This is a genomic window from Colwellia sp. MB02u-6 (assembly GCF_014077095.1).
GTDB lineage: Bacteria > Pseudomonadota > Gammaproteobacteria > Enterobacterales > Alteromonadaceae > Cognaticolwellia.
The window spans coordinates 169,533-185,032 of the sequence record NZ_JACGVG010000037.1 but is presented as its reverse complement, the minus strand read 5'-3'; the positions used below and the strand labels follow the sequence as shown (position 1 = coordinate 185,032).

14 protein-coding genes are annotated in these 15,500 nt (G+C 39.6%); 9 read left to right on the top strand and 5 right to left on the bottom strand.

Annotation, left to right across the window (positions count from 1 at the left end; all coding sequences use genetic code 11):
• Window positions 1-81 precede the first annotated feature (81 nt).
• From pdhR to ampD, 3 genes are all read right to left on the bottom strand, one after another.
• The gene (gene pdhR / locus H4J46_RS14750) at window positions 82-852 is read right to left on the bottom strand and encodes a pyruvate dehydrogenase complex transcriptional repressor PdhR (RefSeq protein WP_182234254.1); all 771 of its coding nucleotides are present in this window, start codon (window positions 850-852) and stop codon (window positions 82-84) included.
• A 559-nt stretch (window positions 853-1,411) separates the two neighbouring features.
• Window positions 1,412-2,293, bottom strand: coding sequence for a beta-lactamase regulator AmpE (gene ampE / locus H4J46_RS14745; RefSeq protein WP_182234200.1), 882 nt, complete (start codon window positions 2,291-2,293; stop codon window positions 1,412-1,414).
• A 159-nt stretch (window positions 2,294-2,452) separates the two neighbouring features.
• On the bottom strand, window positions 2,453-3,058 hold the full coding sequence (ampD, locus tag H4J46_RS14740; RefSeq protein WP_220463042.1) for a 1,6-anhydro-N-acetylmuramyl-L-alanine amidase AmpD: 606 nt from the start codon (window positions 3,056-3,058) through the stop codon (window positions 2,453-2,455).
• Window positions 3,059-3,156: 98 nt separating this feature from the next.
• On the opposite strand from ampD, the gene H4J46_RS14735 reads away from it, so the two are divergent.
• The 9 genes from H4J46_RS14735 (at window position 3,157) to yacG (ending at window position 11,691) form a co-directional block, all read left to right on the top strand.
• The gene (locus H4J46_RS14735) at window positions 3,157-3,678 is read left to right on the top strand and encodes a TIGR02281 family clan AA aspartic protease (RefSeq protein ID WP_182234199.1); all 522 of its coding nucleotides are present in this window, start codon (window positions 3,157-3,159) and stop codon (window positions 3,676-3,678) included.
• Entirely contained in the window at window positions 3,679-4,566 is an 888-nt protein-coding gene (nadC, locus tag H4J46_RS14730) for a carboxylating nicotinate-nucleotide diphosphorylase (RefSeq protein WP_182234198.1), read from the top strand.
• A gap of 239 nt (window positions 4,567-4,805) precedes the next feature.
• Window positions 4,806-5,246: a prepilin-type N-terminal cleavage/methylation domain-containing protein gene (locus H4J46_RS17575; protein WP_310650252.1), complete on the top strand. Its 441-nt coding sequence runs from the start codon at window positions 4,806-4,808 to the stop codon at window positions 5,244-5,246.
• Window positions 5,247-5,370: 124 nt separating this feature from the next.
• The gene (pilB, locus tag H4J46_RS14720; RefSeq protein ID WP_182234197.1) at window positions 5,371-7,077 is read left to right on the top strand and encodes a type IV-A pilus assembly ATPase PilB; all 1,707 of its coding nucleotides are present in this window, start codon (window positions 5,371-5,373) and stop codon (window positions 7,075-7,077) included.
• 282 nt (window positions 7,078-7,359) lie between these two features.
• On the top strand, window positions 7,360-8,616 hold the full coding sequence (locus tag H4J46_RS14715; RefSeq protein ID WP_182234196.1) for a type II secretion system F family protein: 1,257 nt from the start codon (window positions 7,360-7,362) through the stop codon (window positions 8,614-8,616).
• Window positions 8,617-8,755: 139 nt separating this feature from the next.
• Window positions 8,756-9,637, top strand: a complete 882-nt coding sequence (locus H4J46_RS14710; RefSeq protein ID WP_404851800.1) for a prepilin peptidase — start codon at window positions 8,756-8,758, stop codon at window positions 9,635-9,637.
• 175 nt (window positions 9,638-9,812) lie between these two features.
• Entirely contained in the window at window positions 9,813-10,442 is a 630-nt protein-coding gene (gene coaE, locus H4J46_RS14705; RefSeq protein ID WP_182234195.1) for a dephospho-CoA kinase, read from the top strand.
• 99 nt (window positions 10,443-10,541) lie between these two features.
• Window positions 10,542-11,291, top strand: coding sequence for a cell division protein ZapD (gene zapD, locus H4J46_RS14700; protein WP_182234194.1), 750 nt, complete (start codon window positions 10,542-10,544; stop codon window positions 11,289-11,291).
• 163 nt (window positions 11,292-11,454) lie between these two features.
• A complete protein-coding gene (yacG, locus tag H4J46_RS14695) occupies window positions 11,455-11,691 on the top strand; it encodes a DNA gyrase inhibitor YacG (protein ID WP_182136586.1) in 237 nt (78 codons plus the stop codon).
• A gap of 237 nt (window positions 11,692-11,928) precedes the next feature.
• Here the strand turns inward: yacG and mutT are convergent, their stop codons facing one another.
• Window positions 11,929-12,324 (bottom strand): 8-oxo-dGTP diphosphatase MutT, encoded by a 396-nt coding sequence (gene mutT / locus H4J46_RS14690; RefSeq protein ID WP_182234193.1) that lies wholly within the window; start codon window positions 12,322-12,324, stop codon window positions 11,929-11,931.
• 417 nt (window positions 12,325-12,741) lie between these two features.
• Window positions 12,742-15,420, bottom strand: coding sequence for a preprotein translocase subunit SecA (gene secA / locus H4J46_RS14685; RefSeq protein ID WP_182234192.1), 2,679 nt, complete (start codon window positions 15,418-15,420; stop codon window positions 12,742-12,744).
• Window positions 15,421-15,500: the final 80 nt, after the last annotated feature.

The window sequence follows — 15,500 nt, the reverse complement described above, 5'->3', positions numbered from 1 at the left end:
GATAACTTTAATTCGTATTAATTTTTTATCACACCTGTACTGGTAAAGTAATGCATCATGCACTTGGCAAGCATTTATTTTTTAATTGCTGACAGCTTTCGGTCGTTTTATTCTGCGTATTGAGCGTTCCATACGACTATTTTCCTGCGACATTTTTAATAGCACCTCTTCAATGAAGGCTAAATGGCGATGGCTAGCTCCCCAAGCAATTTGGGGCTTGCCACTGACAATCGCACTCATTAAACGTGTACGATAATCAGATATTTGGCTAAACACGTCAGGTCGCTTAGCCAGTATAGTTAAATTCTTCTCAATGTTGTCAATCAACAATGGCGCCATACTCTGAGCTAAATGCAAAATAACCGCATTGTGGCTTGCGGCGCATATAGCGATGTAAAAACCAAAAACCGCTTCGGCTTCAAGCCGATAATTGTCATCCAATTGGGCGGTGCCAATACTGTCATGTTTGCGCTGAATTTCTTCAAAATCAGTTTGAGTACCACGCATCGCGGCATAATAGGCTGACATACCTTCAATACCATGGCGAAACTCTAATAAATCAAATTGCGACTCTTTATTGTTCGCCATAAGGGCAAATAATGGGTCTGACAGTCCACTCAAAATTTTATCACTAACATAAGTACCGCCACCTTGACGACGGGTGACTAAATTTTTTGCTTCTAACTTTTGCATGGCTTCACGTAACGAAGGGCGAGAAACATCAAACTGTTTAGCCAGTTCTCGCTCTGCCGGTAATTTTTCGCCCGGCTTCACACTACCTTCTAGGATCATAGTCTCAAGCTGAGCCAAAATAATATCTGACAACTTAGCTTGCTTTACCGGCTTTTTAATACTCGGAATCGACATGTAAAATCCTTAATTACTGCGCTATTACGTATCTAAATCCACTGGCTTTATTTTCAAATACCGTGGTCAATTGGTCTTACCAATTTGATAATTTCGAATATAATGTAACAAATACCTATAGCATTGTAAATACTATGGGTAATTTTTAATCAATCACCCTACTTAAGCATTTTCGTGATATCAGTGTAAAAGCGTGAGTAAACACTTTAGTGTCAATTAATTAAACTCAATTGACACTAAGTCAGGTTATTCACCATAACTCTATACAAACAAACCACAAACACAGTAAATAGGTTATCTTTTATACTGAACTACTATTGAGCTACGGCTAAAGTAACAAATGCTTTATAGATAAAATAAGTGATTTCGATTTCACTTCGTAAAAATGAAAATTATAAATATAATAGGTAGTTTTAAGCGGTCAGCTATCAGTAACAAGAGTGTAGCTTATAGGTAGACGATTAAACTTGGCTTTGGTTTTAAGCTGGCAGCTGAGCACTGACAGCTTAAAACGTCTCTTTCTTTTGTTTTCTTTGGTTTAAAACTAAGAAATAATGCCCGTTAAGGTTAATACAGCTATTACCGCTAGAAACAGTAACAAGGTACGTTTGGCTAATTTTACCAATAAACAAGGCTCTGCAGTAAAATCATCTGCGTCAACCATAAAGTCTTCCGACATTTGAGCCACACTGACTAAGACTTGGCTTGGCGTTTTTTCAAATTCAAATAAGTTATCTATCCAAGCCGGCATGGCTTTTGAGAAATGACCAACAAACATATAACCAAAAGCAACCAACCTAACTGGTAGCCAATCAAGCCAAAACAATAATTGTTGCGTTGCTTTATCACCGTCATCACCATCGTCAATAACCAGTTCTTCGCTATTGTCATCCTCAACATCCGCAGCAGAGCTTTGCGCGTTAGCACTTTCATTTACCGTAGTTAATAAGCGATAAAACAATGCACCTGCGGCACCGAATAAAACGAAAAACAGCATAACCGCGATAAAGTAGCGATAATTTAACCAAACCATTGTTTGGCCAAAGCCCATGTTAACGATGTTTTTGTCTTGTTGCAGTTGCAAGTGATGTAACTCACAACTGGTTAATTCGCCCTTAAAAGCTGATTGTAAATAGCTTTTATAGACCTCGCGAGTTTTCATGCAACCAAAGCAAACAATCAATATTAAGGTTGAGGCAATTAAATACAGTAAAGCGTTATCCACTTGTGCCAATAAAAAATGACAACCTAGTACAGGAATAAAAATGACTGCATAGCTTACCAGTGCAGAACGTCGATAATTTGCTAGCAACTTAGTCTGCTTTATTACCGCCATATATCGTTGGTACAAGGTATTAAATTGCCAAGCACTTGACGACAAGTAGCGCTCAGCAACTAGTGCAATTAACAAACTAATTAAGCTCATATTTAATTATCCTATGTTGTTAAAAAAATTTTGGCTCTTCAGCTACGTTTTAGCTATCAGCCTTAAGCTACCAATTACTCCAAACTAAAAGCGACCTTTTAGCTGCAAGTCTTAAGCTGTCAGCTATCAGTACGCCCAACTTATAGCTAGTGTTTGTTTTTACTGACCGCTTGATACTGACAGCTTTTTTATTAATAATGCTCTAAAACTCGGCCAATTAAACGCGGCACCAGGGTCTGTTTTACGTCCCGGCGCAATGTCACTATGACCAACAATATTATTTTCTAAGCCTGCATAAATGCCGATTAAGCTATGACTCACGCGGCTAAGCTGCTGATATTGTACTTCAGTATAAGGAATATCATCAGTCCCTTCTAGCTCGATACCGATTGAAAAGTCATTACATTTTTCTCGACCTTGATAACACGACAGGCCGGCGTGCCAAGCTTTATTGTTAAACGAAACATATTGCACAATATTGCCGTCACGCTGAATAAGGCAATGCGCGGATACACGTAGGCGGTATATACTTTCAAAGTAAGGATCTATGCTTGGGTCTAAATTACCCAGAAAAAAATTAGTGATATGGTCAGTGCCAAATTGCCCCGGTGGCAATGAAATATTGTGCACCACCAATAAACTCACCGCTTCATTTTCGGCTCTAGGCTCAAAGTGGCTCGACGGTTGAATTTCAACGCCACTGAGCCAGCCCTTTTTAATGATCAGTTCAGCGCTATTTTTTCGATCATTTGGCAAAGATGACATACAATAATTTACCGGTTGTTTATCCTGGTACTATTACATAGTAAAGTGGACAACAGAACAAGATATACCAAACAGATTAACTTAAGAGTTGGACATAAATGACTAAAAATGACACAACAGCAAATTTTGGCAAAGGTTTTGTCTGGGTAGCTTGGGTTATTGGCATCGCCTTATTGGTTTTTATTTTTCAAGACTTATTAGACGGACAATATAATCCCAATCAAGATCCTAAGCTGTCAATGCAAGCCAATGGTAAAGCCGCCGTGACCTTAGCACAAAACCGCCAAGGGCATTATGTAACAAACGGTGCCATTAATGGCCGCCAGGTTACCTTTTTACTTGATACTGGCGCCACACAAGTGTCAATTCCAGCCCATATTGCAGAAGGCCTAGCCCTGCAAGCGCAAGGACAACAACGTGTACAAACCGCGAATGGCATTATTACCGTCTTTAGCACCCAAATAGACGAGTTACGTATAGGTAATATCTATTTGTATGATATAGCAGCAAATATTAACCCCAGCATGGCGGCTGATGAAATTCTCTTGGGCATGAGCGCGCTAAAAAGAGTAGAATTTAGCCAAACCGGAAAACAACTAATTTTACGAGAGCAGCTTTAAATGTTACCAGCCTCATTATTACACGACATCAGCAAAACCGTTACCTGGGCATTATGTGAAGACCTAGGCGTTAATACCTACCAAGAACTCGCCACTAGCTGTGATATAACTGCCGAACTTATTCCGTTAGAAAACCAAGCGGTAGCTAACATTATTAGTCGCGATGCCTGTGTTATATGCGGCCTGGCCTGGGTAAATGAAGTGTTTAAACAACTTGATAACATTTATCACACCACCACCAAAATCACTTGGTTTGTTAACGATGGCGAAAGCGTAAAAGCCAATACCACCTTATTTGAGTTAACCGGTAATGCGCGTATTTTATTGACCGGTGAGCGCACCGCCTTAAATTTTTTACAAAGCCTTTCAGGTACCGCAACTGTTACTAGCCAGTTTGTTAAACACTTGGCAGGCACCACCACTAAGCTCCTTGATACCCGTAAAACTTTACCTGGCCTGCGCAGCGCACAAAAATACGCCGTCACTTGCGGTGGTGGGGTCAATCATAGAATAGGCTTGTTTGATGCCTTCTTAATTAAAGAAAATCACATTGCCGCTTGTGGTGGTATTGAAAAAGCCATCAAAACAGCACGCATCAACCATAGTGATAAAACAGTTGAAGTGGAAGTTGAGAACATTGAAGAGCTAACGCAAGCATTAAATGCCGGTAGCGATATCATTATGTTAGATAACTTTAGCCCCCAAATGATTGAACAAGCGGTGCAATTAACCACAGACATATCGGCCGGTAAAACCAAGCTAGAAGTGTCGGGCAATATGACACTGGCAACATTAACAGATCATGCAAAATCAGGTGTCGACTTTATCTCGGTAGGGGCATTAACCAAACACGTACAAGCGGTTGATCTGTCAATGCGCTTTTGCTAAAACAAAAATAAAGTAAAGTTGTCAGCGCTCAGTTTAAAACTAAAGCCAAGTTAGTCGCTAGTAAAGACAGTTAAGCGCTAATAACTGAAAGCTGATAGCTTAAAACTTTTAAATAGCTTAAAAATCAGTCATAGCGCCTTAAAAACAAATATATTAAAAAAATATTAACAATTATTTTACATTTGATCTTTTTTACCGCAATATTAAATTAGCTAATATAATCATATATGGAGTTAATAATGAAGAGATTAAATACCATCAAAAAAGCACAAGGTTTTACCCTAATTGAATTAATGATCGTGGTTGCGATCATCGGTATTTTAGCCGCGGTAGCATTACCGGCTTATCAAGATTATACAAAAAAAGCGAAATTTGCCGAAGTAGTTTCTATGGTTGGAGCAGCAAGAACAGCTGTTGAGTTATGCTACCAAACCGAAGGCGCGCTAACCAAATGTGCTGCTGGCTATCGCGGTATACCAGCCGCTGTAAGTAAGGGTACTTATGATAACTTAGATACTATGAGCATTGCAGCCGGTGTTATTACTGCAACATCAACAGCGGCTACTGATAGTGTTAACTTAATTGCGACGCCTGTAGCAAATGCCGCAGGTACACTTGTCTGGACCAGTACATCTACGGTGACAGGCCATAGCTGTTTAACTAAAGGCTGGTGTAAGTAGTACAACTCTTAATTTACAAAAGCTCCTACTGGAGCTTTTTTTTATTTTATAACAGTTGTTTTTTGTTTTCCTTAACTAAACAGTTACACTGTAACTGTTGATATTTAATGAGTTTTAGAGATTTATGAAAGGACTGCATCAACAATCTAGCCTACTCTCTGCGCTATCTAAGCATAACGTTGTCCCGACTGAAAAAGCAGAGAAAATTAGTGCTGACTTTATTCGGCAGAATAAGCCTTTTTTGCGCTATTTAGTTGAAGACAAAGAAATTAATGCTAAAGATATTGCGAGCACCCTGTCGCGTAGTTTTGGTTGTCCATTAATCGACTTAGAACATTTTGATACCTCGCTAATTCCTGAGGGTATACGTAACGAGAAACTGATCCGTAAACACAACGCCCTACCGTTATATTTACGTGGCAAAGTGTTATTTGTTGCCATGTCTGATCCGACTAATCTTGATGCCCTAGAAGAAATTCAGTTTAATACCGGCTATGCGACCGAGTTAGTGATTGCCAACGAAACCGCGTTAAGCCATTGTATTGAAAAACTATTGGAAGCCGACAGCGATGCGCTTGGTATTTCTGATATCGACGCGAAAGCATTAGCTGGCATTGATGTTCAAGAAGAGCGAAAGCAAGAAGAAAATATTGGCCTTGGCGATAAAGAAGATGCGCCCATTGTGGTCTATATCAATAAAATACTGCTCGACGCTATTCGTAAAGGTGCGTCAGATTTACATTTTGAACCTTATGAAAAGTCTTACCGTATTCGTTTTCGTATTGACGGTATTTTAAACGAGGTGGCTAGGCCTCCAGTAGCACTAGCCGCGCGCATGGCCGCACGTTTAAAGGTGATGTCAAAATTAGATATTGCTGAACGTCGTGTGCCACAAGATGGCCGTATTAAATTAGCCTTATCTAAAAAGAAGTCGATTGATTTTCGAGTCAGTACCCTGCCCACCATGTGGGGCGAAAAAGTGGTTATGCGTATTCTTGACTCGTCAAGTGCCATGTTAGGCATAGACATGCTGGGCTATGCGCCCAAGCAAAAGCAAATTTACATGGACGCCTTAGCACAACCACAAGGTATGATATTAGTCACTGGGCCAACCGGCTCAGGTAAAACGGTTTCACTTTATACCGGCTTAAATATTTTAAATACCGAAGAGCGAAATATCTCTACCGCCGAAGATCCTGTTGAAATTAACCTTGAAGGCGTTAACCAAGTACAAATTAATACCCGCGCCGGCTTAACCTTTCCCAGTGCATTACGTTCATTTTTACGCCAAGATCCCGACATTGTCATGGTTGGTGAAATTCGTGACTTAGAAACCGCAGAAATTGCCATTAAAGCCGCACAAACTGGCCACTTAGTCTTATCAACATTACATACTAATTCAGCCGCAGAAACCTTAACCCGTTTATTAAATATGGGCGTGCCGTCATACAACGTTGCCAGTTCAGTCACCATTATTATCGCTCAGCGATTGGCCCGACGATTATGTACCCGATGCAAAGCAGAAGAACACGTACCCAAAAGTGAACTGCTTGCGCAAGGTTTTTTACCTGAGCAAGTTAGCGAGATAAAATTATTTAAACCTATGGGGTGCGATTTTTGCACCAGCGGCTATAAAGGTCGAGTGGGTATTTATGAAGTGATAAAAATTAGTGACATTACCGCAAACTTAATTATGAACGGCGCTAACTCCTTAGATATTGCTGCCCAATGCCAACGTGAAGGCTACAATAATTTACGTCAGTCAGGGCTAGAAAAAGCCGCTTTAGGGGTCACCAGTTTAGAAGAAGTTAATCGGGTGACCAACGCTTAAGCACTCTACTGCCAGAGCACTTAACATTATATGCCACTGGTTGATTAAAAATGGTCAGCGTTCTTTATTGTCCCTTAGCCAATAAATGCTGTTCGCTAACCTGCGATCTCTGGCTAAAAATTGCCAAATGTAAATAATAGCGATAAGCTCAATGTAACAATAAAGATAACAATAATAAAAATTAACCTAGCACTATGACTAGCAATAAGCTTAATCATAACCAGACAATAATTAGACAATAACTAGAAAATAACTAGACAATAAAAAAATTAGGTTAAGCCCATGACTGTTTCTTCAACAGTAAAAGTAAAAAACAGAAAAAGTAAAGTTAAAGCGCTTGATGTTTATAAATGGCAAGGGCTAAACCGCAAAGGTAAAAAAATCAATGGTGAGCTTAATGCCACCAGCATCTTAGAGCTTAAAGCCCAGCTGCGTAAGCAAGGTATAACCCCGGGTAAAGTCAGCAAAAAAGCTAAACCTTTATTTGGTCTGGGCGGCGATAAAAAAATCATGCCGGTTGATATAGCGGTACTTACTCGCCAAGTTGCCACCATGTTATCGGCTGGCGTTCCCTTAGTGCAAACCATTGAAATGATCGGCTCTGGCCACAACAATGCTAATATGCAAAAATTACTCGCTACTATCGGTCTCAAATTACAATCGGGTATCCCGCTGTCTGAGTGCTTGCGTGAGCACCCAAAATATTTTGATGACTTATATTGTGATTTAGTTAACTCAGGTGAACAATCGGGTTCACTTGAAACTATCTATGGACGTATTGCGACCTATAAAGAAAAAGCAGAAGCACTAAAAGCAAAAATCAAAAAAGCCATGACTTATCCTATTTCTGTTTTAGTTATCGCCTTTATTGTGACCTCAGTTTTATTGATTTTTGTCGTGCCGGTATTCCAAGACATTTTCGCTAGTTTTGGTGCAGAGCTACCCGGTTTTACTTTACTGGTTATTGCGATATCAGAATTTATGCAGGCCTATTGGTATTTTGGCCTTGCTGGGCTATTTATTGGCAGTTACTTTTTTAAAAAAGCCCATACCAATAGTCTGACTTTTCGCAATAGCATTGATAGAAAAATATTAAAAATCCCTGTTATTGGTAACGTGCTAAAAAAAGCAGCCGTGGCTCGTTATGCCAGAACCTTATCAACCACCTTTGCCGCTGGTGTACCTTTACCCGATGCGTTAGAGTCTGCTGCTGGGGCCTCAGGTAATGCGGTATTTCGTGAGGCTATTTTAGAGATTCGCGCTGAAGTAACCTCAGGTATGCAAATGAACTTAGCCATGCGCAATTGTGCTATTTTTCCTGATATGGTGGTGCAAATGGTCGCCATTGGTGAGGAGTCTGGCTCAGTTGACGATATGCTGGCAAAAGTGGCTACAGTTTATGAGCAAGAAGTTGACAATGCGGTGGACAATTTAACCACACTGCTTGAGCCAATGATTATGGCGGTGCTAGGTGTGGTTATCGGGGGCTTAATTATTGCCATGTATTTACCTATTTTTCAAATTGGTATGGTGGTATAAGTTACCTTAAAATACTGGCCATATGCATTGACTTAATAGGATAAAATTAAAGCGATGCTTGTCATCGTTTTTTTGTTCACTTGGCATTATTTAATCAAAGCCATTAATATAAATCACCTACATTTTGAGGCCTATTCTTTTGACTGACTTTATTACACTAATGACCAACTCACCCGCATTTTTCTATAGTGTTGTCATCGTTTTTTCTTTACTGATAGGGAGCTTTTTAAATGTGGTTATTTATCGCCTACCTAAAATACTAGAACAAGGTTGGAAAAGCGAATGTCGTGAGTTTTTAGCTGATGAACTCGCTAAACCCGTCAAGCCTGTAGAAGCGATTATTACCTTGTCAACGCCAAGCTCTAGCTGCCCGTCTTGCCAACATAAAATTCGTTTTTACGAAAACATTCCTGTCATAAGTTGGTTATGTTTACGCGGTAAATGCAGTCAATGTCAGGAAAAAATAGCGCTGCGTTATCCGTTAGTTGAATTAACCACTGTACTATTAAGTCTGGTTATTGCGGCCAATTATGGTGTTAGCTTTACCACCCTCATGCTATTAGTATTAACTTGGGGCTTAATTTGTTTAACCTTAATTGATTTTGATCACATGCTATTACCTGATCAAATAACGCTGCCATTAATATGGCTAGGGCTATTGGTTAACATTAATGGCAGTATTGTGCCATTAAACGAGGCGGTTATTGGCGCGGTTGCCGGTTACTTGAGCTTGTTTAGTATATTTTGGTTATTTAAGTTAATGACCGGCAAAGAAGGTATGGGTCATGGTGATTTTAAATTGGTGGCGCTTTTTGGTGCTTGGTTAGGCTGGCAATTATTACCCTTACTGATTTTAATGGCCTCAGCCGTTGGCGCTGTTATTGGTATTAGCCTAATGGTATTTAAAAATCACCAGCGAGAGCAAGTGATTCCCTTTGGCCCCTATTTAGCGGTTGCAGGTTGGATAACGCTACTCTGGGGTAATGGCATTTGGTCGTGGTATTTAAGTACATTGACTTAAAAAGCTTTCAAAGACAGAAAGAAAGCTGTCAGTAAACAAGCTTTCAGTAAAACAATCGCCTCTGGCAAGTTAGGTGAAACTGATAACTGACCGCGTCAAACTTAAAGCTTAAAAATCTGTTCTGTGCAAACGGCATAGACAGCTAACTTAAACACCGAACTTAGTGGAGTTATTTATGTCTGAATTTATTATAGGCTTAACCGGCGGCATTGGCAGTGGCAAAACCACCGTCAGTGATATTTTCGCCGAATTAAACATCGACATTATTGATGCCGATATTGCCGCCCGTATTGTTGTACAGCCCGGCAGTAAAGCACTATTAGCGATTAAAGCGCATTTTGGCGCTGACTATATTGATGATAAGGGTGAGCTTAACAGAACAAAACTGCGCAGCCGAATTTTTAGTCAGCCTCAAGATAAAGCTTGGTTAAATAATTTATTACACCCGTTAATTAGAGCAGAAATAGTCAACCAAATAGCGCAGGCCAAAAGCAGCTATTGCCTACTAGTGGCCCCCTTACTGCTAGAAAATAATCTACATAAAATGGTCAACCGGGTTTTAGTGGTTAATGTTGACGAAGCAAGCCAAGTTGAACGCACCTTAGCACGTGATCCAAGTTCAGCGGCAGAAATTAAGCAGATTATAGCGAGCCAAATGCCGAGTGAACAACGCCTCAGCTTTGCTGATGACATCATCAATAATCAGCATAAAAGTCTAGAAGACATTCGCGAACAGGTGATTATTTTAGCTCAAAAATACCAGTTATTATCTGCCAGCACTTTCCACCCTAGCCTTGATAAGTAAGCCTTTGGCCAGTGTTTTTGATAAAATAATTCGCCATTTTACCAAGCTGTGCGTACTATAAAGACATCACTCACTCATTTTCAAAAAAGTTTCTAATTAATGACCGCTATACTGTATGAACATCCGCTCAATGAGCGTATTCGTAATTATTTAAAACTTGAGCAATTATTTGTCCAAGCTTCAGATTGCTTACAATACAATATGGCCACTAGCCACAGTGTGTTTTTTAATGCTTTATTTGCCATTCTAGATACCCTTGATCGTAATGATATACGCGGTGACTTGATTAAAGACTTAGAAAAACTAGAACAAAATTTAGTGGTTTGGTCAAAAATCCCCAATATTGACAGCGCCGCCCTCGAAGATAACTTAAAACAAACGCTTGCCCTCTCCAGCCAATTAAAAGTCCCTAGCCCTAAGTGGTTGCAATTCAAAGAGGATAAATTTTTGATGGCGTTAAAGCAACGTTTCGCGATTCAGGGCGGCAGTTCACACTTTGATCTACCACAATTACAGTTTTGGGTAAGCCAACCAAGCACTGAAGTTGAAGCACAATGCCGCCATTGGCTGTCGCTACTGGCACAAATCAGTGCCGCTTTATCACTGGTGTTAAAATTTGTTCGTCAACGGACCCAGTTTAAGGAAATAACAACCGATAGTGGCTTTTACCAAGACAATGGCGAAGGATTAATATTATTACGTATTAAGATTGCGGATCATCTACCTTTTTATCCCACCATTAGTGGTAACCGTTTTCGCTACTCAATACGCTTTATGATGCCCTGCAATGAAAGCGGCCGTAAATACTCAAAACAAACAACCCACTTCCAGTTGGCTCGGTGTAAATAAACACAGTTAATAGTTGTTAGTGATTAGTTTTAAGCTATCAGTATCGACATAGTTGTTAGCTTTAAGCTGCTGAACTTCTAACTGAAAGCTTATGGTTCCCCCTAGCCGCTTAAGTAAATTTCTCTTATAATGACATAACAATTTTAAGTAGGTAGTAATTATTATGACACTAAAAGTAGCTTGTCCCACTTGTAAAAAAGAAGTCATTTGGCAAGAAGAAAGTCAATATCGTCCATTTTGTTGTAAACGTTGCCAGTTAATTGATATTGGTGATTGGGCTGACGAGAATCATAAAATTAGCCAACCCGTGCAAGGTGCTGTTGAGTTAAATGAAGAGATGCTCGATGCTTTAGAAGCGGAATTTTTACAACATAATAAATTCTTTGTTGAGCCTGAGTAAGACCCATTTGATTAATTAAGTCATCACCTTTTTCTGGTGTAAAGATGGCTAAATACCAGGTATAAAATTTAATAAAGTGTTATTTACCTTATAAATTCTATCACGCGATAGTTCTTCATTTTAACCATTAAAAAATACGCAGGTTATTAATCAACTTAGTAAAATATGACCTACTTAACATAAGCGCTGTTAATGTTAATGCTACCGCGATTGTTAGAGTGGAGCAGCGAAAAAATATTATTGATAATTTTTTAGCAGCTTTTCAATAATGGCTTGATTAGCCGCTGGAAAGTTTAAAGTAGCGAACTCTGCTAAGCTAAACCAACCTGATTGCTGCCCTTCTAAAGCTTTTGCTTGGCCGTTAAAGTTATCAACGACAAATACCTCTAGTAACACCTTTTTATCACCGTAGTCATGGCTAATTTGCATTAATGGTGTACACGTCAGGGTTTCAATGGCGACTTCTTCTTTTAGCTCTCTATGAAGCGCTTGATGAACAGTTTCATTTTCTTCAACTTTTCCACCAGGAAATTCCCATTTGCCCCCCTGATGACTATCAGCTAATCGTTTAGTGAGGAAAAACTTATGGTCTTGCTTGATCACCCCAACCGCAACATGCACAATTTTTATCATTATTTATCCTAAATACCTATCTAATACTTATCTAATACTTATCTAATACCAAGTTAATTTATTATCTGCACATTTTAATGCTTGAAGTAAAAAACGAGCTCAACTAATTAGTCAAACCAGTATAAAAAATTATACCCGCTGCAGATGTTTGTTGGCACATCAGGTTAATCGCTAGCTTAACAGTTGACAGACTGAAGTCCGACCTACAAATAAACAACCCTAGACAAAACAACCATGCCTGAAAAAATAGGATGTCTGCACATATGTTACTCTTTCATCTAACGTGCAAGGATACACTAATGCCGTGCAGCCATGGATAGCTTGGAACGGCCATGTGATCCTGATATACCCTATATCCTGAAAATAAAAATGCCAGTCACTTGACTGGCATTTATCAACAATTTACTTGTTGATTGCTTAAGTTAATTTACCGTGGCACTGTTTATATTTCTTACCTGAATTACATGGGCATGGTTCATTTCGACCCACACGTGGCAAGCTTGCTTGTTCTGGCGCTGAAGCTGATTCATGCTTAAACTCTTTTGGCAATTCATCGGCTTTTCTATGTTGCTCTTCAACGGCTTCCACATCAGATTCTGCTCTAATTTGCACCTTACTTAAGATACCAATAACGTCGTATTTTAAGTTATCAAGTAACTCAGCAAACAGTTCAAACGACTCGCGTTTAAATTCTTGTTTCGGGTTCTTTTGCGCGTAACCACGTAAATGGATGCCTTGACGTAAATGATCCATCGCCGCTAGGTGCTCTTTCCAATGCGAGTCTAAGCTTTGTAACATAACCGCTTTTTCAAATTGACGTAAAACTTCAGCGCCAACCATTTCTTCTTTGGCCGCATAACTTGCATCAACTGTATCTAAGATTTTTTCACGTAACGTATCTTCATGTAAATTACTGTCTTCTTCTAGCCATTTTGCAATAGGTAGTTCAAGAGTCAATTCGCCTTTAAAACGCTCTTCTAAGCCAGTAATATCCCACATTTCTTCTAACGATTGTGGCGGAATATGTTGACCAATTAGGCCATTAACCACGTCGGCGCGGATCGCGGTAATCACATCAGCAATATCTGCTTCATCCATTAATTCATTACGTTGTTCGTAAATAACTTTCCGTTGATCGTTTGAAACATCATCGAATTCAAGTAATTGCTTACGAATGTCAAAGTTACGGCCTTCAACTTTACGCTGCGCGTTTTCAATGCTCTTAGTTACCCAAGGGTGTTCAATAGCTTCACCGTGCTCCATGCCGAGTTTACGCATCATGTTACCGATACGCTCTGAAGCAAAAATTCGCATCAAACTATCTTCCATTGACAGGTAAAAACGTGTTGAACCCGCATCACCTTGGCGACCCGAACGACCACGCAATTGGTTATCAATACGACGAGATTCATGACGTTCTGTCGCAACAATGTGCAAACCACCAGCTGCTAATACTTTTTCATGCTCTACTTGCCAAGCCGCTTTAACTTCAGCAATTTTCTCTTCACTTGGATTATTTAGCTTTTCAAGCGTAGTGGTTAAGTTACCACCTAGTACTATATCGGTACCACGACCCGCCATGTTAGTGGCAATAGTCACTGCGGAAATTTTACCGGCATCGGCAACAATCTCAGCTTCTTGTTGATGAAATTTAGCGTTAAGTACTTTGTGCTTAATTTTTTCTTTCTTTAAGAATGACGACAGAAATTCTGAGGTTTCAATACTGATGGTACCCACCAACACTGGCTGACCACGCTTAACACAATCTTTAATATCTTCTAAAATAGCTTCAAACTTTTCTTCACCTGTTAAGTATATTAAATCAGGTAAATCTTTACGTACCATTGGCTGGTTTGTTGGGATAACTACGGTTTCTAAAGCATAAATATGATTAAACTCAAACGCTTCAGTGTCGGCAGTACCTGTCATTCCTGACAGTTTATTATAGATACGGAAAAAGTTTTGGAAGGTAATTGATGCCAGTGTTTGATTTTCATTTTGAATATCTACACCTTCCTTTGCTTCAACAGCTTGATGTAGACCTTCTGACCAACGACGGCCTTCCATGGTACGTCCGGTATGCTCGTCAACAATAACAATTTCGCCATCTTTTACGATGTAATCTACGTCTCTTTGAAATAGCTTATGTGCACGTAACGCGGCCATAACATGATGTAATAAGGTAATATTTGCCGCAGAGAAAAGTGAGTCTCCTTGCTGCATCAAGCCTTTTTCGAGCATAATTTCTTCGATACGAACTTGACCAAGCTCGGTTAAATAAATTTGCTTGGCTTTTTCATCGATAGTGAAGTCACCGGTGCTTTCTTCACCTTCTTTATCTTCTTCTTCCTGTTGAACTAGTGTGGGGACAACAAGATTGATACTACGATAAAGCGCTGAGCTATCTTCTGCTTGGCCAGAAATAATCAGCGGTGTACGTGCTTCATCAATTAATATCGAGTCAACTTCATCGATAACCGCAAAATTTAATGGTTTTTGTGCTCGTTCTTCTGGCGAAAAAGCCATGTTATCACGCAGATAATCAAAACCGAATTCGTTGTTAGTACCGTAAGTCACATCCGAATTATAAGCGGCTTGCTTATCTTCTGGTGCCATACCCGCGACATTACAACCAACCGTCATGCCTAAAAACTCAAATAATGCCCGATTCCAATCTCCATCTCGCTTAGCAAGATAGTCATTGACCGTAATTACATGCACACCTTTACCGGTTAGTGCATTTAAATAAGACGGTAAGGTGGCGGTAAGTGTTTTACCCTCACCGGTACGCATTTCTGCTATTTTACCAGAATTGAGCACCATACCACCGATCATTTGTACGTCAAAATGGCGCATACCAAATACCCGTTTACTCGCTTCGCGTACTACCGCAAAAGCTTCAGGAAGAAGATCGTCAAGCTCTTCGCCTTGTGCAATACGTTCTTTAAACTCAGGTGTTTTTGCTTTTAGTTCTTCATCACTGAGTGCCTCAAAAACTGGCTCTAGGGCATTAATCTTACTTACTTCTTTCTGCATTTGTTTAAGCAATCGATCATTTCGACTACCAAACAGTTTTGTCATTATATTTACAAACATCGTGTTAAACCATATTGAGAAGAATATCTTCAACTGAAAATAAAATGATCGGTTGAGCCGATCACATAAACTTGCTTAGT

Coding starts and splice junctions, on each gene's coding strand:
- mutT (WP_182234193.1), bottom strand. CDS start 12,324: ATGATAAAAATTGTGCATGTTGCGGTTGGGGTGATCAAGCAAGACCAT.
- secA (WP_182234192.1), bottom strand. CDS start 15,420: ATGTTTGTAAATATAATGACAAAACTGTTTGGTAGTCGAAATGATCGA.
- nadC (WP_182234198.1), top strand. CDS start 3,679: ATGTTACCAGCCTCATTATTACACGACATCAGCAAAACCGTTACCTGG.
- H4J46_RS14715 (WP_182234196.1), top strand. CDS start 7,360: ATGACTGTTTCTTCAACAGTAAAAGTAAAAAACAGAAAAAGTAAAGTT.
- yacG (WP_182136586.1), top strand. CDS start 11,455: ATGACACTAAAAGTAGCTTGTCCCACTTGTAAAAAAGAAGTCATTTGG.
- H4J46_RS14735 (WP_182234199.1), top strand. CDS start 3,157: ATGACTAAAAATGACACAACAGCAAATTTTGGCAAAGGTTTTGTCTGG.
- ampD (WP_220463042.1), bottom strand. CDS start 3,058: ATGTCATCTTTGCCAAATGATCGAAAAAATAGCGCTGAACTGATCATT.
- H4J46_RS17575 (WP_310650252.1), top strand. CDS start 4,806: ATGAAGAGATTAAATACCATCAAAAAAGCACAAGGTTTTACCCTAATT.
- coaE (WP_182234195.1), top strand. CDS start 9,813: ATGTCTGAATTTATTATAGGCTTAACCGGCGGCATTGGCAGTGGCAAA.
- zapD (WP_182234194.1), top strand. CDS start 10,542: ATGACCGCTATACTGTATGAACATCCGCTCAATGAGCGTATTCGTAAT.
- ampE (WP_182234200.1), bottom strand. CDS start 2,293: ATGAGCTTAATTAGTTTGTTAATTGCACTAGTTGCTGAGCGCTACTTG.
- pilB (WP_182234197.1), top strand. CDS start 5,371: ATGAAAGGACTGCATCAACAATCTAGCCTACTCTCTGCGCTATCTAAG.